The following is a 19196-nucleotide window of genomic DNA, read 5'->3' as shown; positions in this document are numbered from 1 at the left end:
GGATTACTGCGCTCCTTGAGATTGAGCCGCCATGTTCCCGGCAACTGCCGAGGCGACGGGGCGGGCTACCTGCTGCTGCAAGGCCATCAACTGCTGATTCTTGAGGTCCGTTGCTTGCTGGTCAGGTGACTTGATGTACATCGTTGGATCGACGCCGCGACCCGAGAAGATCGCGTTCGCGATAGCGTCGAGCTTGAGGACGAACTGCATCTGCGGTGGTAGTCCGCTGACAGCGGCCATGTCCTGAATGCACAGCTTCAGGTTGTCGAGGTCGCCGTTACGTGACAGGGCATCGAGGCCGGTGATGATCGTCGGCGTGATCGAAGTGCCTTGCAGCTTCACGCCGTTCATCGCAACGAGCCAGTAAGCCATAGGCAACTGGAAGTCGATTGCGAGTCGCGAGTACACGCCACCCAGCGAGGTCTCCAACTCATTCGCAACGAGGCGCACCTCCTCGGCAGTCACCCGCTCCGCGTTGCGGATCACGGATGCGCCGAGCAGGAACACTTGCCCGATGCGATTGATGTACTTGCTGTTGGTAACGTCGATCTGGTTGAGCGTCTGCCCGGTTCCCGTCATGAGCGGGATGATGTCGTTCTGCACGCCGGGGACTGCCGCACCGTTCTTGCTCTTTTCGAGGTCTTCCGGTTTGGTCTGCCCTGCCGGGTTCACGAGCCAGCGGAACTGCGACGCGAGGATCGCGGCTTCGAGTTCTGCTTCGGACAGCGCAGACAGCGCAGCGAAGTCGCCAGCGTTCTGCTCGACGAGGCCGGTGCCGTAGTTGTTCTCGTCGTGGAGTTCCCACGTCAAGACTCGATACGGTAGGGTCTCGTCGGTGTACTTGCCGTTGAACTCGGTACCGTCGAGGTCGTACTCATCGACGTGCTGCGTCTCGATGTAGCTGCCGTCCTTCCAGCAGACCCGCGTGTAGTGCGCGACGGTCGGACATCCCTTCTCGTCGTCCACCTTGATTTCGCGGAATCGGTCGGCCTTCTGACGAAGCTGCTCCTGCGCCTTCTCTGCCAGTTCGTCGAACAGCACTTCCTCACGAACGATCAGGTCGATGACTCGGCCTGACTGCGAACGCTTCACGACGTACTTCTTCAAGCCGATGGCACGAATGGGCGAATCGTCCGTGTTCTTGCCGAGCACCATCAGGACGTTGCCGGTGATGATCAAATGCTTCACTGCCTCGTACAGCTTCGGACGCACCTTCATCTGGTCCAACGAGCGAATGCAGTTCTGCTCTGCTACGGATAGGATCGACTGGAATTGCGTTGCATCGAAGCCCTCCTGCCCCATCAGCTTCTTCAGTAGATCGCTGGGGACATCGAGGCGAAAGAACGGGCGAGACGGTGCGAACAGGGCCAGCATCAGCTTGTTCGTGAGGTTGTTGACGCCTTGCGCGCCGACCGACTGGTAATCGGTCTGTAACTCCTCAAGATTCTCGTTGTACCCGTCCGGGGTGCAGATAGTCGGGAGGGTGAATCCCGCGTACTTCTGGCAACGGAGGAGCAGCGCTTTGCGCTGACCGTCCATTGCTGACCACTTCTTCTGGACGGTCATTTGTCCTCCTTACGTCAAACGGATGCCGACGCCTCCGTTGGTCCCGCCGACGCTCGATGCTCCACCCTGATACTTGCGTCGCGGGTCGGACGAGTCGTCTGCGGTGTTAGCCGTCAGGTCGATTTGCGTCTGCGGCTGTTGCTGCGACTGCTGCGCAGCGATCTGATTCGCAATCGTCGATTGGTTGATCGTCGCTTGCTGTGCCTGCGCTACGGCCTGCGCTTGCTGGTTCACTTGCGCCGACTGCGCCGCCGCTGCGTCACGCGTAGCCTGTGCCTGTGCGTCCGCTGCTGCTCGCTCGGCTGCTGCCTGCTGGTTCGCCGCGTCGCGGATCGCATCCGCTTGGCCGCTCGGATCGATACCGAACACCTTGCCCACAGGCTTCAAAAAACTGAGTGCCTTGCCCATCAAAGCTCCTTGTAATAAGACCCGCCTGCCTTCACGTAGCCGAGCCGTTCAATCACCCGCCCGAGGCGGTCGTCGTACGCACCCGCAGCACCGAGCATCACACCCGCGCAGCCGTTGGCACGAGCAAGCTGCTCAATACCTCTGACGACCGTGCGATAGCTGACGCTCTCGCGCTCGGGGTAGAGACGCAACAGCAGCAGTTCCTCGAACATCGTCACGCCGGGGCTTGTCCACGGGACGCCGATGTTGAACACGACGAGGTAGGTGTCGTTAAAGATCACCGCGTGCACCTCGCCGCTCTTGATCTGCTGCATGATGTGCTCGGCATCCACATGCTTCGCCCAAGGCTTCGACGGGTCGGCTTTGATGCGAGCGACGTGCTCGCAACCGGCCCGCCAGATTTCAGGCCACTGACGCGGCCAAACTTCCTTGGGTAGATCAGCCAACTGTGTAGCCCTCGCGCAGCAGCTTCAGAACCGACTGCACTCCCAGCTGATAGCCAGCGAGGAGTTCAGTGGTCTGCGTGGTGACGACCGGAGGCGTGAGCTTCTGCTCCAACTCCCGGTACGTGAACGGGTCCAGACGGACCACGACCTGCTCTTTCATAGGTTCCTCCACGGTGTGCGTCGTGAAGGAACCCGATTTACCCGTCGCATTTCGGGACCCTTCACGACAGAGTTCACGCAAAGAAGTACGGAGAGTTCCGAACTTGGCTGATGTCGAGGTCGCCAGATTCGGGAACCGCAGGCAGGCCGTCATAATGAGCACGGAACCAATTGAGCGGATCATTCGTTTCATACATCCTCACGAAGGTATCTCTGATAATCCCGAACAACTGCTGGGCATCCGCTGCGTGCGTGCCGTAGTCGTCATGGATCATTGCGAGTGAATCGATGCCAGCCTTCTCACAAGCCTGCACAGTCAATGCAAGGTGAGACGCATCCATCGAGTGAACGAAATTTGGAGACAGCCCGTTCTTATGCTTGTGCACATCAGGCTTATCACCTGTCATGCCGACCTTCAGTCGCACTCCACCGAGCAGCAGAGAGTTAATACGGACAATCTCAACTTCGTTGTAGACCTGCACCACCGGGAAGCCGCTGGGAGTCACCCACCGTATCTGTGACTGGCCGCTTTTAATAAGGGTGCTTGCAGCCTTCTGAAGCCACGACATGGCCCGCGATGCTGCGATGACTACTTCACCGATTGCATCCCACACGATGTGCGACAGGAAGTTCGCAGCCGGTACGTACTGGCTTCGCTCGAACTCCGGGGCCTCACCTTGCCGCAGGTAATCAGCGACGATGAACTCGGCACACGAGTACCGCGTCGAGCCGTACGGTAAGGTCATAACCGACCGCTTAACCAGTTTCCGGTTCATGCCGTGGGCAATCCACTTACGCGCCAACTCTTGATCGCGCTCGGATAACTGATCCAATTTCAGGTCGGCGAGTTTCGCCTTCACGACATCAGCGACTTGCTGGTAGATGTCGTTCGGTGAGGCTGCTGGCAGTAGGTTTGTAGCTCGGCCTCCAACGCTGTCACGCAGCATTGCAGAAAAGTGCTGAAGTCCATTGCATGATCCATCAAGACCGACCGGGATACGAGATACGAAACCTGAAGGATTCCGTCTCCACTCGGCGTACTCCTTGGCCCACGCGAGGAACTGCAACGGAGAGTCAGCTTCAGTCCACCCGGCATTACTGACAGGATCATCGGCGAACGCAATGATGTGTCGGTCGTTATCGTCAACCCACTTGATCCTGTCGGCGAACGGAACCTTGTCAACCCCAAATCGATTCGCGCCGTTGACTTTGAACCAGCGCACTGCGTCATCAGTGGCGAGAGGCTTTCCATCAGCGAACCGCAGGAGAGCCTTTTGGAGGTCGCTGCCTTGAGGCGAGATACCAGTCGTGACCGCATAGAGACGCCCGCGAAAGTCGGCTTGGTACACAAAGTGAATCGCATCGTAGTCCTTGAACTTATCGGCGACGCGGGTCGCTGCGTAGAACCTTCCCCACTTTTGCCCGCGTAGCTTCATCTGCGTGTACCACTCTGCGGCCCGCCGCTTCCATGCCGCGAACTCGTTCAACTGGTCCGCAGTCATGTCCTCCTTGTTCATGTTCGACAACAACCACTCGGGTTTTGCTGGACGAGGTAGTTCTGCCTGAGTAAGCACCTCGTCCATGTCGAAGTGCTTAGCGACCGTACGTACCGTGTCGAGCATTTCTCGATTAACTTGCCAACGCACGGCCTGTAGACTATTTATCGCACTACGTATGACCGACAGGTCCGCGTTTCTGTACAGATTGATTGATTCCCGCTTACCCTGTCTCGACACGTTCACACAGTACGGAATCCAACGCCGCATTTCGCTCGTGTGATAGCCGCCCCGGTTGAACGATGTCCACGGTATCGGAGGTTCAATACACGGCATTGCCCACGGCATCGTTTCTTCTACGATGGTTTTAATGCTATCAACTGTGCTACGCGCATCTGGCGACAGGTAAAGCTCGAAATACTCTTTTACCTGTCCTCCTATCTTGTTCTTCTTGACGCGACTAACCTCGATCATCCCTACCGTGCGTAGCGCCTCAATCAGCCACAATCCGACCTGCTCACGCTCACCCGGCGTCCACTCAGGAAGCTCTATATCGCGGTTGTTCGCACTGTCACGGATTACCCGATACTTGTATCGAGCGTCCTTTGACTTGCGCCTGTCTATGTCGTGGCATATTTCCCAATACAACTCGGGTTCCATGTTCTCAAACGAGGATAGAACCAGTTCACGGTATAAGGAAGTCCCTAAAAGTCTCGCTGCGTCTCGTGCAGACACTCCGCTGTTAAGCGCGGCGTACACGATGACACTTCTGACCGCCATGAACGCTACACTGGCCGGATCAAGTGGCTTGAGTAGAGCAACATGAGCGGCCCGCCTGCCGGGCCGTCCTACGTCCTTTATCGCTGAAGCAATTAAGTCGGCGAGTGGAAGAAGGTATCGTCGGTATAACGGGCGTGCATACGGGTTGTTGTCGGCACGACCCTCCTGTTCGTTCTTCTCCATCATGCGCACGGCGCGCTGACGGCCTTCTATGATGATTTCCCTTTCCAGCTTACGCTGCGGCGGTTCGACCGGGCCAACAAATTCGTATGGCTTAATAGACCCCTCCTTGCGTGGGTGTCCTCGGGCTGCTTGTGATAGCCAGCCCGTCATCAGCGGGTGTTACTCGAAGTCGGCGTTCTCTTTGTCGAAGCGAACGCCCTTGAATCGTGGCTCGCGCAGGGAGCCTTGCGGAGTGAGACCGAGGCAGGCCACCTCGACGATTGCGCCGACGACGCGCTCGTCGCCGCCCGCCCCTTTCTCTCCGCTCCACCACGAGTCGCGCTGCTCGTCGGTCATGCCGCTAACCTTGACATGCCCCTTCGGGCCTTGGCATACGAGCGCGCCTAGCGTGCCCTTGTACTTGCCCTTGCCTTCCTCGACGCCGACCACGCGTAGGTCGTAGGTCTCGGCCTTCTTGACCTTGATGATTTCGCCGTCCGTACCGCTGCCTGCTGTCCACAGGCCGTACGGGTTGCGCAGGATCAGGCCGTCATAGCCGCCCTGCTCGACGAGCGAATCGCACAGCGTTGTCGGGTTGCCGTAGCTGCCCGGCGTGTAGGTATCCGCAAGCTGCACGGTGTCGGTCGCATGCGCGCCACGGAAGTACGGGAACAGTTGCTCGTACCGCACCTCGAACGTGAAGTCGCTGTGGCCCGCCTCGAACTCGGTGAGCGTCAGCATGTCGAAGACTTGGAACTGCAACTTAGGCGCAGGGTCATGGCGACGGAACTCACCACTGATGATGTTCTGCGTCGTGCGTGGTCTCCACACTTCACCGAGCACCGCGTACGCGCCGAGCTTTTCGAGCTTCGCCTTCAGGCGTCCGCGCACACCCTTGATGATGTGATTGCACGACTTAACCACTTCGCCGGTGCGCGACAGCACCTTGTCACCATCGCCGCTCGGCGTGACGATCACGGCCGCATTGCAGCCGTCGTACTTGCGCTGCGCGTAGAACTTGTTGGCGAGGTCATCGACCGATTCAGCTTCGAGTTCCTTTCGTACTGCTACCTTTACCTTGGAGAACTCGACCGCCTTGTGAATGATGTACTCGGACATGCGACTCCTTAGATCAGAACAGCCGCATCCGAGGCCAACGTCGCGAGGTCAGAGAGACCTCCGTCGTTCTCGATGTAGTGCAGCTTGTCGAGTTGAACGAACGCGGGCCGCAGGCCCTTCGTCAGTCGGTCGGGCAGGTCTTCGCTCGCGTGCTCGTTAACGCGCACCACGCCGGGTCGCACCACGACGAACAGGTGGTCGATCTGTCGAATCTCGTATTCGAACCGACAGTCAGCTACGAGCGTGTAGCCGGGCATTGAACGCCATCGCATCAGCGCCGAGTCAACCCACAGCCCTTTGCGAATGCGCTGCCCGCCTTCAGTACCGAGTACCTGCATGAACTCACGCGGGCTGATGTGCATGGTCGGGTACGTGGCGTCGCGGTCGATGATGAATCTGTCGCACGCTTCGACGGTGTACGCGTAGAGCAGCGCCCTATCGTTGTCTTCGAGCCGTTCGGCGAGCACTGCTTCGATTGCCTCGTACAACCGGTCGTTGAAGTCGTCAGGCCCCATCGCGTGCTTCACTTCCTTACGCTCGCGGTCGTACGGTTCGAGGCCCATGCGCTGACTGATCTTGCGGATCGGGTCCGCGAAACTGTCGATACGCGACTCGAACCCGTTGATCGTCAGTGCACGCTGAAGCTGTGAGGCGAACGAGTCCTTACCGGCCCCAGCGAGGCCGGTGATACCAATGATCTTCGTCATGAGTTCCTTACTGGACGAGCAGGTTGTCGCGCACCGCTTTCGTATTGATCGTCGTGCGCCCACGTGACCAGCCGCCGCACTCTTGGCACTGGTAGCGGATGTACTTGCCGGTCTGCGTGAAGCGATGACCTTTCTTGATGACGTGCGTGCTGCCGCACTTCGGGCAGGTAGGCTCGTCGGGGTCCGTGAATGCGCCGACGTTCGGGTGGCCTTCCATCCAAGCGCGGAGCTTCAGGTAGAGCTTTTCGAGGCTCACCACGTCCTGCTTGTTGTAGGTCTCCATGACGGCCCATGCACGCGGGTTGCCCTTCAGGCATTCAGCCCACAGGCTGAAGCCGGGGAACTCGGCGTGGTCGTCCTTCTTGTCTTCCGGCACGAGCATGTCGGTCAGCGCGACGAGACGGTTCGACGTGAACGCGAACTCCTTGCGCGCTTCGAGCAGCGTGTCGATGACACGGAACGGCGACGGCGGCGGGAATCCGTTGAGGATGAACCGCGCTTTGATCTTGCGTATGTCGAACTTCTTGCCGTTGTGCGCGATCACCACGTCTGCCTCGTCGAGCAGCTTCCACAGCTTGCGCATGAGAACGCGGTCGTCCTCGATGTTCCTGCGCTTCGACTGGTCGTAATAGATCACACGGGGATCGCCCAGCCACTTCGCTGCGAACGACAGGATGTACCAGTCGGTGCTGATCTGATCCCACGACACGTTCTCCTTGAACGTGCGCCACACGTAAGCAAGGACCGGGGCCGTTTCGATGTCGAGTACGAGAATGCGTGGCTGGGTCAAACGGCCTCCTGTTCTTGTTTTGCCTTGCGACGATTCAGCCGTGCCTTCCGGTTGCGGGCGTCGCGCTTTTCCGCCTCGGTCTTGTACGTCGGGTACTTGAGGCCGCTGGGGTTCGCTTCGTGGAACACGAGGTATTCGAGCGTGTTGCGCAGGAACTCCTTGCCGTCAACGCCGCGCCCGATACGGTTCGACCAGTTCTCGATCTTCCCGAGGCAGGCGTTGCACCACCGGCACAGAACCGCCCGCACGTCACCCGTGGAGTGGTCGTGATCAACCACGGTGTCCTCGCTCATGGCGAGCTTGCAAAGCGGACAGACGCCGCCCTGCTCTTTAGCCAGCTTCAGCCGCGTTGGCTTTAGCTGTGATGCTGTCAATCTCCGCACGCTGTGTCCTCACGCGTTTGATTAGGCGCTTTGCTGCCGCCTCGATGTCTTCGGTCTTCGGCACGACCCGGAGGAAGTCGTGGATGTATGCTTCCTTACCGCCACGCAGCCACAGGAGCGCCGCCTGCTCGACGAAGCGGTCTGCCCACTCGTCGGCGTAGTGCTCGGCGTACCCCTTGCTCACCACCTCGAACGCTTCCTCGTTGCACGTCGTGCCATTCAGCGCCGCAGCCGCGCCCTTCTCGCCGATCTTCTTGCCGAAGTAGCGCGGCAGGCCGGGGATGTGGTCGGCGGTGTCTCCTTGAAGCATCTGCAACCAGAACCACTTGTGCCCGTAGACGAGGCCGTTGTAAGGCCCTAGAAGCTCGTAGGTGCCCTTGGGAACGGTCGTGAGGGTGTAGTCATGGAAGTCGATGTGCAGGCCCGCCAGCATCCGCATATCCTTGTCAGGCGATGCGTGTACAACCGTGTGCGTCGGGTCGTCTGCTTTGTGCGCGGCGTACGCGAACCCGTCGTCTGCCTCACGGTCACGCCATCGGGCGACCGCGAATGCCGGGTTCAGATTTGGGTCGTGAGTTTCGAGGTACGTACGCAGCATGTCCCAATTGACCGGGCGTCTGCCGTGCGTGCGCTGCCCTTGGTAAGGCTTTACCGTCGCGATCAGGAAGCGCTCGCCCTTCGTACCACCGGGCATCGACAGGTGCACGAGCGCACGCTTACTGCCGCTCATGTCCTGAAGCGCTTCCACCTTGTCACGGACGTTCTTGCGAGCGATACCCGCAGGGCACTCGTCGCCGCCCGCACAGCGGTAGGCAAGGTAGTCACCGTCAACGTGGACGGTGCGTTGCTCTACCGTGTCGGGGATGATCGTTCGAGCTACGGGCCGCGTTTCAGCAGCCGCCTTGGTGACGGCTTCTAACCACGCGGGTTTCTCCATTACTCGATTTCCGCGAGCGGATCGTCGTCGTCCTCGGTCTCGTCTTCTTCGACTTCAGGCTCGGGTTCCGGCTCGGGCTGCTTCTTCGCCGGGGCCTTCTTCGCGGTCGTCTTCTTGGTCTCGGCCTTCGGTTCAGCCTTCGGCTTTTCCTTCTTCTCGGTCTTGGCCTTCTCGACCACAACTTCCGGGTCCTCGTCGTCCTCGTCGCCGAGGTCCGGTTCGCCATCGTCGAGCAGTACTTGCATCGGCGAGCCGATCCAGTTCTTCGCCGACATGATCGTCTCTTGAATCACGTTCTTCGACTTGGCCGGGCGGATGACCTTGCCGGTCTTCTCGTCTTTCTTCTCCTCGTACTCGCCCTCGATGTAGATGGCGTCCCACATTTCCTTCGAGGCGAGGTCCCACACGAACGCCTTCAGTTCGCTGACCGGCTCGGCGACCTTCACCTTCTTGGTCGTCACGTTGCCTTCGTCGTCAACCTGCTCGACGACGGGCGGCGTGATGCTGTAGCCGTCCTCGTTGCGGAGGTTCGCGTACACGACCTTCTTGCCGTCGTACTCCTTCTCCGTGTGGTAGATGCGACCACGGTACGCATTGCCCAGCAACTCCGTGAAGTGCGTGGCCGTGCCCTCGTAGTTCATCTTGTTGAAAATCTTGATGATGTTCGACTTGACGTTCTGCGTCAGGTTCTCGGTGATCGTCATACGGAGCGGCTCACCGTTGTCCTTCACCGGGTAGTTCTTGCCCGACAGTTCGAACACGAGTTGCACTTTCTCGTTCGTCTTCGTGACGCCCTTGATTTCCTTCTCGTGGATGCCGATTTCGTAGTAGCCCACGAAACGCAGGCTAACTGGCCCGGCTGCGGGCGGGGTGTACTCGCCACCACCGGCGACGGTCTTCGTGAAGTCGCGGCTGACTTTCTTCGCTTTCGCTGCAAGTGCTTTAACGTCCATGTGTTCTCAGTATCCCTTAATAAAAAGGAAGATTGCGATGATTAATTCAACGGCCATCAGGCCCAGCTTCAGTTCATCCACGCGCTAACAACACACCAAGCGCTCCGCCAATAAAGAACGCCGTGAGAAGTACAAGAGCGGCTAGGATTGCGTCCATGAGGGTTCATGTCCTCCAATAAATCGCTTGCGCAACCAAGGGCGCAGCTTCTCGACGGCCTTCGGGAACACCGGATCGTCGATATCGTTCTCGTCCATCATCGACGGCCCCCACACGGTGTCGCTCGGTACGCCAATCGGCAGGTTCCACTTGAACCACCACTCGACGAACGTGCTCGCTTCCTCCATGCAGACGTGCAGCAGGGCCGCAGCCTTTGCCGCCACCTTCTTGTGGAAGTCGCCGTACTCCGCGTCGTGCACCTGATTGACCAACAGCGCGAGGCCGTCGAAGTTCTTGAAGAAGTAGAACGCCCGAACCGACAGCCACATCGCTGCCTTGGCCCACTCGCCACCCTCGCCCTGCACGATGTAGTTCTTGATTTCCGTGGGGCTGAAGGAACTCAGGATTCCCTTCTCGACGAGGAACTTGGGCGAAGGGGATTCCCAATAGCAGTAGCGCTTGCCATCTGGCGCGACGCTATAAGACTTGCCCAACTGGACCATGAGTCCGCGCACTTCGGGATGCTCGACAGTTCTCTTAGTCGGCTTGCGGTTGCGCTTGATGGTTGCCGTGAGTCGTTCATAGAACTCCTCGATCTTCGGATAGCGCTCGTTCTCTGCATCGACGAGTGCCTGCACTTCCTCCTCGCTCATACCGGTCGATGCGGCAATTTTGGCGACGCCCGCACCGTACGCTCGTTGGAACGAGAAGACCTTAGCCTTCGTACGCTTGTAGTCCCACACCTTCTGCAACTCGGGGTCCACACCCTTGCCCTTGCACAGGTGCAGCACCTCCTCGTATGGCATCTTCTCCTTCACCGCGAGGCGCATGCAGTGCATGTCAACGCCCGACATCAAGTCGGCCACCAACTGCTCGTCGCCTGTCAGGATCGCTTGGATGAAGACTTCCAGCGACGAGAAGTCCGATTGACAGACAACGCCGTCCTCGCCGAAGCGCGAGCGGAACACCAGCTTCACGTCCGACTTCTGCCCCTTGCTCAGGTTTTGCAGGTTCGGGTTCGACGATGACAAGCGGGCCGTGACCGTGCTCGTCATGTTGAGCATGTGATGGATGATGCTGTCCAACTGCACCAGCGTCAGCATGCCCTTCGACTCGCCGTCCTCGTCCGTGACGATGAAGTACGTGCCAAGGTCTTTCGTCATGGCCTGCACTTCGGAGAGCGTCTTGAGGAACGGGATGTCGCGGTTGCCGAGTTCTTCGATGACGTTCGCCGCCGTCGAGTACACGCCCGCCTCGCTGCTCGCCCATCGCTTGTCGGGCTTGGTGAATCCGTCGAATTGGTACTCGAAGTCCTCGTACCGTGTCTTCGGCCCACGCTCGATGTCGGGGACCTTGACCTTCTTCACCTTCAGTTCGCCGACGTTCTTGCCACCAGTGAAGCGGAGCGGTTCCGGCTGATGCGCCATCGCACGCCACTGTTCGAGCGGTATGGTCTTGTTCGTCGCTTTACCGTCCTCGCCCACCGCCTTCTCGTGCTTCAGGTAGACGTGCTCCTCCTCCTTCTGGTAGTACACCGGCTTGCCATCGTCGCCCTTAACCACGGCCTTCGCCTTGTACTTCACAGGCCCGCCGAAGATCAGCGCTGACTTATGGAACCGGCTCGACCAGTTGAACTCGAACGGCAGGTCATCGGGCAGGTACTCGCGCAGTTGCTCGACCGCGAGGTCCAGCTTCGCCTTCAGCTTCTCGGCGAGTTCGAGACCCAGCGCCTTATCGACGAACATGCCGTTGCGCTCGGCCTCGATGGTGAACACCAGCGCGCCCATGTTGAGCAGAATGCTGCGCAGTTGCCCGGCCTTCTTGGCACGCTCGAACTGACCGAGGAAAACAAGCTCGGTGTTGCCGATGTCGCCGTGCTCGCCGTTACCACCGACGAGGTAGCGCATGAGCAGGTCTTCGGGGATGTCGATGGTATCGACACCCGATTCCCACAGCGCCTTCACCTCGTCGAATTTCACGTTGCCGCCGTATCTCGGCGCAAGCTCGTCGAGCGATAGCATGTGGTTCGACTGCTCCATCCCTTCGAGCAAGTACTCGGCGAGTTGGATGTCCCACACGACGCCGCCGTTGACGATCCACTCCATCCATGCCGCGAGGTTATCGGCAGCGTGGGAGTTCGGGTTCGCCAGCGCGTACAGCAGGTCGAACTTGATGTTCTGCCCGACGAGAACCTTGGTCCCCTTGAGCAGCTTGATGAACCAGTCGCTCGGCAATGACTTGCATGCAGCGACTCTTTCTTCGCGGTCGCTGCCAACCGCAAAGTACTCGCCCTTCGGGGCGTATAGCGTCGTCGAGCCAACGCTGCCACGGCTGAAGCCGTGACACACAACGTAGTTCTCCGCACTGAACGGATTCGCCTTGCGCTTGAACTCGGTCTTCGTGCTGGTCTCTATGTCCCATACGGTGTAGTTCAAGCTCGCACCTCGATGTACGACACGTCATGCATCGGCACGAAGTACCCGTAATCCCGCTCGTTGTCGTCCACGACGGCGTGCTCGTCGTAGTCGATTCGGTAGTCGTTACCAGACCACGCGACCTCGACCGACTTAACGTCGCTATGAATCTCTGTTGTGAAGTCTTTCTTGTGGATCGCGATGTTCAATCACACCTCCTTCATCGGGACGCACACCATCTTGTCAACCGGTGCACCGACGCTTTGGATCGCGTTCTCTGCTTCCCAGCAGGTCAGCTTGTCCGTGGTCTCGAACAGCGACACGCCCTGCGACCACCACACGATCAGCAGGAACGCTGCGGTCGGTCCCATCACTGACCTCCGAACTTGTTGTGGAGGAAGTGGTAAAGCTCGATCTGTTCCGCCTCGTCCAAATAGATGATGTCGTCGGGTCGATCCTTGTACTGTTCCTCGGGGTTCTTCTGGATAAGTGTGATGGAGTCCTTACCGTTATCGTAGACGGTAAAGGTCCGGTTGATTTCCTTGGTGTATCCCACGTTCTACTCCGGGTCTTTGAACAGCGAGCGAGCGGTGTCGAACGACACCTCGGAACGAGGGTCTTGTGGTCCACCGTCCCGGCGCTTCTTGTTCTTCGGTAGCGAAATGAATCTGCTGTTCTGCAAGTCGGGACTAGCGCTGCGTCCGATCATCAACACGAAGTCGGCTGCACCTGCCTTGCCTGTGCGGCTGTTAGCAAGCATGGCGAGCGTCGGGTAAATCTGACCATCGGCATCGCCGTTCAGCTGTGAGGTTGCGATCACCGCGCAGTCGTACTTGACCGCCCAAATCCGCGCACGCTGATACAGCCATTCGAGAATCTGGTCGGTGCGTGTGCCACCGTTGGTTGCCTGCCGGTCAGCCTGCACGTTGTCGAGCATGTCGATCACGACGATGGCCGGGTTCAAGTCCTTCACGATGTCTTCGAGTTCAGCCATCGTGTAGTCGTGGACGTTGAGAATCCTGAACACGTCCCGCCCGCCCTGCGCCTTCACGTACCGCTCGTAGATCGTGCCTTCCTTGCTGTACTGGACGAGTTGCTTTGTGTTCGCTTCGAGTGCCGCGTTGTACAACCGATGCTTCAGCCGCTTGCCGGGGCCTTCGTTGTTGAACACGATGATCGAGCGGTCTTCGTCGGGGAAAAGCTGGTCCACTTGCGGGGCCATGTACGAAAGCTCGCTCGCGAACCACGACGACTTGCCGGTATCGACACGCGCCGCCACGATGCCGAAGTCGCCGCTGCGAAGCGGGCGCATCGACTCGTTGAGACACGTCAGTCGCCAGTGGAAACCGATGTCCTCGGCGTCCTCGTGCAGGATGTCTTCGATGCGATCCTTGACGAGCGGATGCTGCTTGCGCTTCATCAGCCACGTCTCGTGATCGTCATTGATCGTGCGCAGCGCCGACGTGAGGTCGCCCTCGCCGCCGTCCCATTCTTCCAGCGCCTTCTGAAGCCGCGCCGCCGTGCGTACCGAGGCAAGTCGCTCGCGAAGCCCGTCTGCCACTCCCGGCTCGGGTGCCTTCGCTAGCTCCTTGATCTGCTTCGTGTACACCGACAGCACGTCGGGCTTCAGCTTGGGATGCTTCAGTGCGAAGTACGTCCTGAAGCCTGCCGGGTCAATCGCATCGACGCCGGGGTTGGCCTCGAAGTACGACGCGAAGTCTTTCAGCAGAATGCGCGTGTTGTTCTCGATGCCTGCTTCCGGTAGCGATCCATAGAACCGCTCGAACGCATCACGAGTCTTCAGCACGCGCAGGAGTGTTAAGTCCAAGCTCAATGCGGACTTGCCTCCTACTCAGTAGCTTTGGGTCACGCAATGACCGGATGACCCGGTTCGGTATGCCGCAAGCGGAGAGACGCTGCGTGATGTCGCGGGATGCCTTGCGCCCCGCTGCGTCGGGATCGAGCCACACGGCGACAGGCTTGCGCTCGTCGATCAGACGGGCCAGCACGCCGTTCGTGAGGTTCGTCCCTAGCAGCGACCAGCCCTCGCCCTCCTGCCCCACGCGGTACGCGGAGAGGATGTCCTCGGTCAGAACAATCTCGTCGCCGCTGCCATAGCGGGCGACCAGCCGTTCCTTGTTGACCTCGGGATTGACGTACTTCGGACGCTCGGACTTGCGGGTCCACGACGGGTCGCGGGCCTGCCAGTACACAAGCTCGCCGTCGTCGGCGACAGGGAGGACGACACGCGCTGATGGCGCATGCCAGTACGCGCCTAGCTGGGCGATTTCCGGTGCGCCGCACGACGCCTTCAGAAGCCACACAACGGCCTCGCGGGGCCAGTTGGCTATGTCGGTATCAATCGGCTCGGGCAAGCCCGCTACAGCCGCTATACGCTCGTCCTGCTCGTCCTCAGTGCGGCGGCGGGCGATGCGTGCCGACAGGGATTCCTGCGGCTTCTCGACGATTCCTGCCTCGTCACAGCGGAAGCAGAACGCCGTCCACTTGCGGTCCTGATTCGAGACGATCAAGGTGCGACCGCCTCCGCAGTCGTGGTCTACGCGCCGCTTCTTGCCCTCGGCGGTAGCCTGCGCTGCGTCGAGCCAAGACTTTGGATCAAGCAAGCGTGTCCGGTTCCTTCGCACCGCACTTGGTGCAATACTTCACCCAACCAAGACGTTCGCGATAAGGCGATGACCAGTTGTGCCCGCCGTTGTACGGTGTGCACTGGTGAAACCTATCCTCAACCGGGCCATCCTCGAACTCGGGTCCGTCTGCGTTGTTCACAGCGCCTCCGGGTTGATGTCCCACACACGCACGACGCGGCACTGCGCCTGCGGGCGGATCGCCTTCTCGGTTCGCGTGGTCGATTTGATGTAGCCCGCCTTGATCGCGGCACGCGGCAACGCGCCCCATGCGTTCGGGTTCGCAGGCTCGTACGTGCGTTCGAGACGACGGAACTGGTCGATGGTGATGTCGGTCTCGCCGACGCTGTACTGCTCGGTCACGAAGACCTTCAACGCTGCCAGCGCGTCAGACAGCCACGCGCTACCTGCACGCTTCAGTGCCTTCGCTTGACCTGCCGCCTTCAGTTGCTCTCCGAGGTTCGGCACGACGGTGCTGTAAACGACCGGCGACACGGGGGCGAATCGGTACTGATAAACCTCGACAGTCTCACCGTTGTCACCGATGATGCGAAGCAAGTTGTACTCCGCATTACCCTTGTCACGACTCACGGCCTCTACCGTGTACTCACGGCCTTGCGTGATTTGATTGCCCTTGCTCGTCTCGTTGGCGATCACACGGTCGCCCGCTTTGAACTGGTTGCTCATTCGTAGTTGTCCTCGTCGTTATCGAACATGGCAAAGCCCACAGCGATGCCAACGCCGACTTGTTGGAACATGGAATCGAGCGGAGTCGTATCCGGCTCGACGCCGAGGTCTTCGTAAAGCTGGGTCTGGTTCACTGCTGCACCCCTTCGACCTTCGCCCGATACACCGTCAGTCCGAGGACTTCGACGCGAACGATGACCAGAAGCGGTGAGAGCTTGCTGCCCCACGGGCCGTAGACTGCTTGCTTGGTGACGTGGATCATTTGAGGGAACCTCCGATGCTTGCTGCCTCCGCTTGCGCGGCTTGCTCGACGAGCGTTGCGTGCTGTTCGTACGCATCGGCATCGACGACTGCATAGTTGGCGATCTGACGTGCGCGGTCGGCGGCTGCGGAAGCAACTGCTGCTTCTTCACGCATGAATGCTGCCTCGGCACGAATGACGCGGACCTGCGCTTGCAACGCCTTCACATGCAGATTGACGGCGATGTTGTGCACTTTCCGGGTGAGGGAGAGAATCGATTGCATAGCATTTCCTTTGTTTGATCGCGTGCCCTTCAGCAACGCGTTTATTGGTCCGTGAGTTTCGCTTTACACGCGCCTCACAATGGCTGCGTGACTACTGGTTACTGCATGAACTTAAGCTTGGCGTAAGCCATGCGACCCATAACCACAGTGTCGCCGTACATGATGATCTGATCGTCGGTCCTGCCGAAGCGGCGAAGCATCCATGCGTTGAGGTCTGTCACGAAGTCGGCAGGCATAAGCTCTGCGAACTTCTCATTGACCGTCATACGAGGTTTGCCGTCGAGCGCACCGTTGACCACGACCTTCATACCCATGAAGATATCCATCAAGCCACCAGTGCGAGCACTGCGCCCGCGATTCCTGCTGCTACGTCGATTGCGAAGAACACGGCTAAGCCTACGTCCAACTTCGTGCGGCCTCGCTTCTCGATGGTGCGAGCGACGCCGACCAGAAACAACGCCGATACAACGAGCAACAGCAAAGAGTTCAGAAGTTGCATTGCGTCTCCTTACGTTAGGATGCTGCGATGTGGGTCGAACACAAGTGCGCCTTGATACCGGAATCGCTCGCGCAACTCGTGCATCATGAACGTCTCGTATGCCATCCACACTAAACGGATAACGGCCTCGGTGTCGTTGAGCGTTTCCTGATCGACGTACCACCAACGCCCGTACTGTCGCTGCTTGTCGTGCTCCTCGCCCGCTGCCGTCTTCACCGTATCGGGCAACCAACACGACACACGAAAGCGCACCATGCCGACACGCTCTTGCGAGTCATAGCCCCACTGCTCACCGTCGTGAATCTCGATGTGACTCATGATGCGGTCGAACTTTTGGAGCAGACTCACGCCACCTCCTTGCGTTGGCCGATGTTCGTCGCGATCTTCTGAATCGCGGAGAACAGTTGACGATTGACGCTAAGCGCGTGCATGAACGCGGCCCACGTCGGGTATCCCTTCTCGCGTGCAACGCGATTGAGGCGGCGGATGAAGCGCTTGCCGGGACGACTGCCGCCGACCGGTGCGAGCGAGCGCACGACGATGGCGTAACGATCAGCGCTGCCGGTCGGGTGATCGGACAGGTGCTTCTCGTTGAACAGCGCACCGTCTTTGCCGAACTCGTCGATTTCGCGGGCGTTGTAATTCGTGAGACGTGCATTGCGATGGCGAAGGGCCATTAGATAACCTCCAAGTAACGGATCATGAATGCGTCGTACGCCTCGTCAGGTGACATCGGTACGATGACTTCAGGCAACGGCTCGAACTGTCGTGTCCACGCCCATGCCTCGGTATCCACGTCGCCGATGCGAGCCTTTGGCATGAGGTCGCGCTTCTCCGTGACGAGCAGTCGCAGGTCCGCTTGCTTGATCGACGGGTGAAGCTGCTCGGGTAGGTCGAAGGCCGTAGCAATCGCATGCTCGACGCGTTGCTCGATAGCCTTGTAGTCAGGGAGCAACTGCTTCAGCGGACTGGACACGTCGCCGAGATATGCCTCGCTACCGTCATGAAACAGACCTTGCAACGCGAACTCAGGCGGGACCACCTTCGACACGAGCACGCTGTGCTGGGCCACGCTGTAGAACTTTGTCGTGTGCCCTGTGAAGCGACAGATACGGGACAGGGCACGTCCGATGTCGAAGACACGGATGCTTTTCGGGTCAGGGTTGATGAAGTCGAAGTACCTGCCCGATGCGGTCAGGATCGTCGGGTTCATGCGATGGCGACCCGCGTGTCCTGCGCCTTCAGTTCCTTGGCGTGGGTCTCTGCCTCGGCGTAGGTGGAGAAACCGCGCTCGCCGAAACCACCAGTGCGTGCGTCGAAGACGTGCCACGAGTCGCCCTTCAGTTGCACCGCGAGCGGGTACAGGTGATCGTGTTCGGGTACTGCATGTTGACCGGGTTGTCGCATTACCATTGCTCCTTGATGTGGGTGAAGAAACCTTTCTTGCCGATGCGGCTTTCGCTGCCGTAGACCCGATGGAACGTCAACGCGTCTGCGTGGGCCTCACGCGCAGACTCGTACTCCAACTCGTGCGTGTTGCCGGTGCGCGAGTCGAGGATTCGCCAGAAATCGCCGCGCATGTACGTAATGAGCGGGTACTCCTCGCCGATGCTGTGGGCCTGAAGCCCGCCAGTGTTCAAGCCGTGACCTGTGTACTCAGGACGAACGCCCTCAGTACCACGGTCGAGACCTGCGAATACAGCAGACATGATCGTTCTCCTAAGTAAGGTACTGCGGGCGATGCACTCATTGAATGCACCTGCCGCAATAACTTGCGGGCCTGAACGTAACGCTGTCAGGCGCAGCGGGTTAGGTGTACTCCTCGCAGTGTCCATCGGGACACTTCACAACAGCGGCCAGCCCTCGGCACGCTTCGAACTCTGCGAACTTCACGGCTTCAGCCTTCGTGTCGAAGTCGCCGTCCTCGAAGAACTGTCCGTCGTTGTCGCCTTCTTCGTACACATCCACGTGGAACGCTTTCATCAGGCCACCCCGAACGTGAGTTTGTCGATGGTCACGGCGACAGCACCTTCGACACCAAGGTGCAATGCGTCAGTCGCCACCTCGTGATGCGTGAGCAGCTTGATCAGGTACAGCGCGCCGAACACGGACGCCATAATGATCACGCGACGCCGCCAACGCACGTTGCAGTGTTTGTCGCCATTGCGTTCGGCGCGTACCGCTGCTTCAGCACTAGCCTGTTGAACTGCCTGCACGACTTCTTTCAGTTCTGCGGGAGTCACTTGGTCTTCTCCTTGGTTGCGGTGTTGTTACGAACGTCGGCCTTACCAACGAGGCCGGAAACATGAGCGGACACCACGCGACCATCAGGCCCGTAGGTGTAGGTAATCTTGGGTTGCATG

General features: G+C 59.3%; 31 protein-coding genes. All 31 read right to left on the bottom strand.

The features are described from left to right. Positions 1–3: 3 nt before the first annotated feature. Positions 4–1566 (bottom strand): portal protein, encoded by a 1563-nt coding sequence (locus tag KZJ38_RS07520; RefSeq protein WP_246641680.1) that lies wholly within the window; start codon positions 1564–1566, stop codon positions 4–6. Between the two features lie 9 nt (positions 1567–1575). Continuing rightward, entirely contained in the window at positions 1576–1974 is a 399-nt protein-coding gene (locus tag KZJ38_RS07515) for a hypothetical protein (protein ID WP_219799472.1), read from the bottom strand. Then, entirely contained in the window at positions 1974–2288 is a 315-nt protein-coding gene (locus tag KZJ38_RS07510) for a hypothetical protein (RefSeq protein WP_219799471.1), read from the bottom strand. Before KZJ38_RS07510 ends, KZJ38_RS07515 begins: the two co-directional genes overlap by 1 nt. Positions 2289–2412: 124 nt before the next feature. Further along, positions 2413–2580 (bottom strand): hypothetical protein, encoded by a 168-nt coding sequence (locus KZJ38_RS07505; RefSeq protein WP_219799470.1) that lies wholly within the window; start codon positions 2578–2580, stop codon positions 2413–2415. Positions 2581–2653: 73 nt separating this feature from the next. Beyond that, the gene (locus tag KZJ38_RS07500; protein ID WP_219799469.1) at positions 2654–5188 is read right to left on the bottom strand and encodes a DNA-directed RNA polymerase; all 2535 of its coding nucleotides are present in this window, start codon (positions 5186–5188) and stop codon (positions 2654–2656) included. Between the two features lie 9 nt (positions 5189–5197). Beyond that, on the bottom strand, positions 5198–6136 hold the full coding sequence (locus KZJ38_RS07495; RefSeq protein ID WP_219799468.1) for a hypothetical protein: 939 nt from the start codon (positions 6134–6136) through the stop codon (positions 5198–5200). Positions 6137–6144: 8 nt separating this feature from the next. Next, positions 6145–6843 carry a nucleoside/nucleotide kinase family protein gene (locus tag KZJ38_RS07490; RefSeq protein ID WP_219799467.1) on the bottom strand — a complete coding sequence of 233 codons (699 nt, stop codon included), beginning with the start codon at positions 6841–6843 and terminating at the stop codon, positions 6145–6147. 7 nt (positions 6844–6850) lie between these two features. Beyond that, positions 6851–7633 (bottom strand): ribonuclease H-like domain-containing protein, encoded by a 783-nt coding sequence (locus KZJ38_RS07485; protein ID WP_219799466.1) that lies wholly within the window; start codon positions 7631–7633, stop codon positions 6851–6853. Continuing rightward, complete coding sequence (locus tag KZJ38_RS07480; RefSeq protein WP_343223846.1) at positions 7630–7926, bottom strand: endonuclease domain-containing protein; 297 nt, start codon at positions 7924–7926, stop codon at positions 7630–7632. Before KZJ38_RS07480 ends, KZJ38_RS07485 begins: the two co-directional genes overlap by 4 nt. 37 nt (positions 7927–7963) lie before the next feature. Beyond that, positions 7964–8953 (bottom strand): phosphodiesterase, encoded by a 990-nt coding sequence (locus tag KZJ38_RS07475; RefSeq protein ID WP_219799464.1) that lies wholly within the window; start codon positions 8951–8953, stop codon positions 7964–7966. Continuing rightward, positions 8953–9906, bottom strand: a complete 954-nt coding sequence (locus tag KZJ38_RS07470; protein WP_219799463.1) for a hypothetical protein — start codon at positions 9904–9906, stop codon at positions 8953–8955. Before KZJ38_RS07470 ends, KZJ38_RS07475 begins: the two co-directional genes overlap by 1 nt. Before the next feature lie 141 nt (positions 9907–10047). Next, a complete protein-coding gene (locus tag KZJ38_RS07465; protein ID WP_246641678.1) occupies positions 10048–12498 on the bottom strand; it encodes a DNA polymerase in 2451 nt (816 codons plus the stop codon). Next, positions 12495–12686 (bottom strand): hypothetical protein, encoded by a 192-nt coding sequence (locus KZJ38_RS07460; protein WP_219799462.1) that lies wholly within the window; start codon positions 12684–12686, stop codon positions 12495–12497. Before KZJ38_RS07460 ends, KZJ38_RS07465 begins: the two co-directional genes overlap by 4 nt. Further along, positions 12687–12848 carry a hypothetical protein gene (locus KZJ38_RS07455; protein ID WP_219799461.1) on the bottom strand — a complete coding sequence of 54 codons (162 nt, stop codon included), beginning with the start codon at positions 12846–12848 and terminating at the stop codon, positions 12687–12689. It abuts the gene before it with no gap. Next, positions 12848–13033, bottom strand: a complete 186-nt coding sequence (locus KZJ38_RS07450) for a hypothetical protein (RefSeq protein WP_219799460.1) — start codon at positions 13031–13033, stop codon at positions 12848–12850. Before KZJ38_RS07450 ends, KZJ38_RS07455 begins: the two co-directional genes overlap by 1 nt. Positions 13034–13036: 3 nt before the next feature. Further along, positions 13037–14305: an AAA family ATPase gene (locus KZJ38_RS07445; protein ID WP_246641677.1), complete on the bottom strand. Its 1269-nt coding sequence runs from the start codon at positions 14303–14305 to the stop codon at positions 13037–13039. Continuing rightward, the gene (locus KZJ38_RS36435; RefSeq protein ID WP_246641676.1) at positions 14268–15101 is read right to left on the bottom strand and encodes a toprim domain-containing protein; all 834 of its coding nucleotides are present in this window, start codon (positions 15099–15101) and stop codon (positions 14268–14270) included. The genes KZJ38_RS07445 and KZJ38_RS36435 overlap by 38 nt, the downstream gene beginning before the upstream one ends. Positions 15102–15260: 159 nt before the next feature. After that, complete coding sequence (locus tag KZJ38_RS07435; protein ID WP_219799459.1) at positions 15261–15809, bottom strand: hypothetical protein; 549 nt, start codon at positions 15807–15809, stop codon at positions 15261–15263. Beyond that, positions 15806–15943, bottom strand: coding sequence for a hypothetical protein (locus tag KZJ38_RS07430; protein WP_219799458.1), 138 nt, complete (start codon positions 15941–15943; stop codon positions 15806–15808). The genes KZJ38_RS07435 and KZJ38_RS07430 overlap by 4 nt, the downstream gene beginning before the upstream one ends. Beyond that, complete coding sequence (locus tag KZJ38_RS36875; protein ID WP_281425816.1) at positions 15940–16071, bottom strand: hypothetical protein; 132 nt, start codon at positions 16069–16071, stop codon at positions 15940–15942. The genes KZJ38_RS07430 and KZJ38_RS36875 overlap by 4 nt, the downstream gene beginning before the upstream one ends. After that, on the bottom strand, positions 16068–16334 hold the full coding sequence (locus KZJ38_RS07425; RefSeq protein ID WP_219799457.1) for a hypothetical protein: 267 nt from the start codon (positions 16332–16334) through the stop codon (positions 16068–16070). Before KZJ38_RS07425 ends, KZJ38_RS36875 begins: the two co-directional genes overlap by 4 nt. Positions 16335–16432: 98 nt before the next feature. Beyond that, positions 16433–16648: a hypothetical protein gene (locus KZJ38_RS07420; protein WP_246641675.1), complete on the bottom strand. Its 216-nt coding sequence runs from the start codon at positions 16646–16648 to the stop codon at positions 16433–16435. Positions 16649–16659: 11 nt separating this feature from the next. Beyond that, on the bottom strand, positions 16660–16833 hold the full coding sequence (locus KZJ38_RS07415; RefSeq protein ID WP_219799455.1) for a hypothetical protein: 174 nt from the start codon (positions 16831–16833) through the stop codon (positions 16660–16662). A gap of 9 nt (positions 16834–16842) precedes the next feature. After that, on the bottom strand, positions 16843–17181 hold the full coding sequence (locus tag KZJ38_RS07410; protein ID WP_219799454.1) for a hypothetical protein: 339 nt from the start codon (positions 17179–17181) through the stop codon (positions 16843–16845). Beyond that, positions 17178–17510: a hypothetical protein gene (locus KZJ38_RS07405; RefSeq protein ID WP_219799453.1), complete on the bottom strand. Its 333-nt coding sequence runs from the start codon at positions 17508–17510 to the stop codon at positions 17178–17180. The genes KZJ38_RS07410 and KZJ38_RS07405 overlap by 4 nt, the downstream gene beginning before the upstream one ends. Further along, positions 17510–18046 (bottom strand): HD domain-containing protein, encoded by a 537-nt coding sequence (locus KZJ38_RS07400; protein ID WP_219799452.1) that lies wholly within the window; start codon positions 18044–18046, stop codon positions 17510–17512. Before KZJ38_RS07400 ends, KZJ38_RS07405 begins: the two co-directional genes overlap by 1 nt. Then, positions 18043–18240: a hypothetical protein gene (locus KZJ38_RS07395; protein WP_219799451.1), complete on the bottom strand. Its 198-nt coding sequence runs from the start codon at positions 18238–18240 to the stop codon at positions 18043–18045. Before KZJ38_RS07395 ends, KZJ38_RS07400 begins: the two co-directional genes overlap by 4 nt. Beyond that, the gene (locus tag KZJ38_RS07390) at positions 18240–18542 is read right to left on the bottom strand and encodes a hypothetical protein (protein ID WP_219799450.1); all 303 of its coding nucleotides are present in this window, start codon (positions 18540–18542) and stop codon (positions 18240–18242) included. Before KZJ38_RS07390 ends, KZJ38_RS07395 begins: the two co-directional genes overlap by 1 nt. 100 nt (positions 18543–18642) lie before the next feature. After that, positions 18643–18816: a hypothetical protein gene (locus KZJ38_RS07385; protein WP_219799449.1), complete on the bottom strand. Its 174-nt coding sequence runs from the start codon at positions 18814–18816 to the stop codon at positions 18643–18645. Beyond that, positions 18816–19076 carry a hypothetical protein gene (locus KZJ38_RS07380; protein WP_219799448.1) on the bottom strand — a complete coding sequence of 87 codons (261 nt, stop codon included), beginning with the start codon at positions 19074–19076 and terminating at the stop codon, positions 18816–18818. The genes KZJ38_RS07385 and KZJ38_RS07380 overlap by 1 nt, the downstream gene beginning before the upstream one ends. After that, entirely contained in the window at positions 19073–19195 is a 123-nt protein-coding gene (locus KZJ38_RS36870) for a hypothetical protein (RefSeq protein ID WP_281425815.1), read from the bottom strand. The genes KZJ38_RS07380 and KZJ38_RS36870 overlap by 4 nt, the downstream gene beginning before the upstream one ends. Position 19196 lies beyond the last annotated feature (1 nt).

This window comes from Paraburkholderia edwinii, assembly GCF_019428685.1.
GTDB classification, from domain to species: Bacteria; Pseudomonadota; Gammaproteobacteria; order Burkholderiales; family Burkholderiaceae; genus Paraburkholderia; species Paraburkholderia edwinii.
This window is presented reverse-complemented; position numbering and strand designations above follow the sequence as displayed.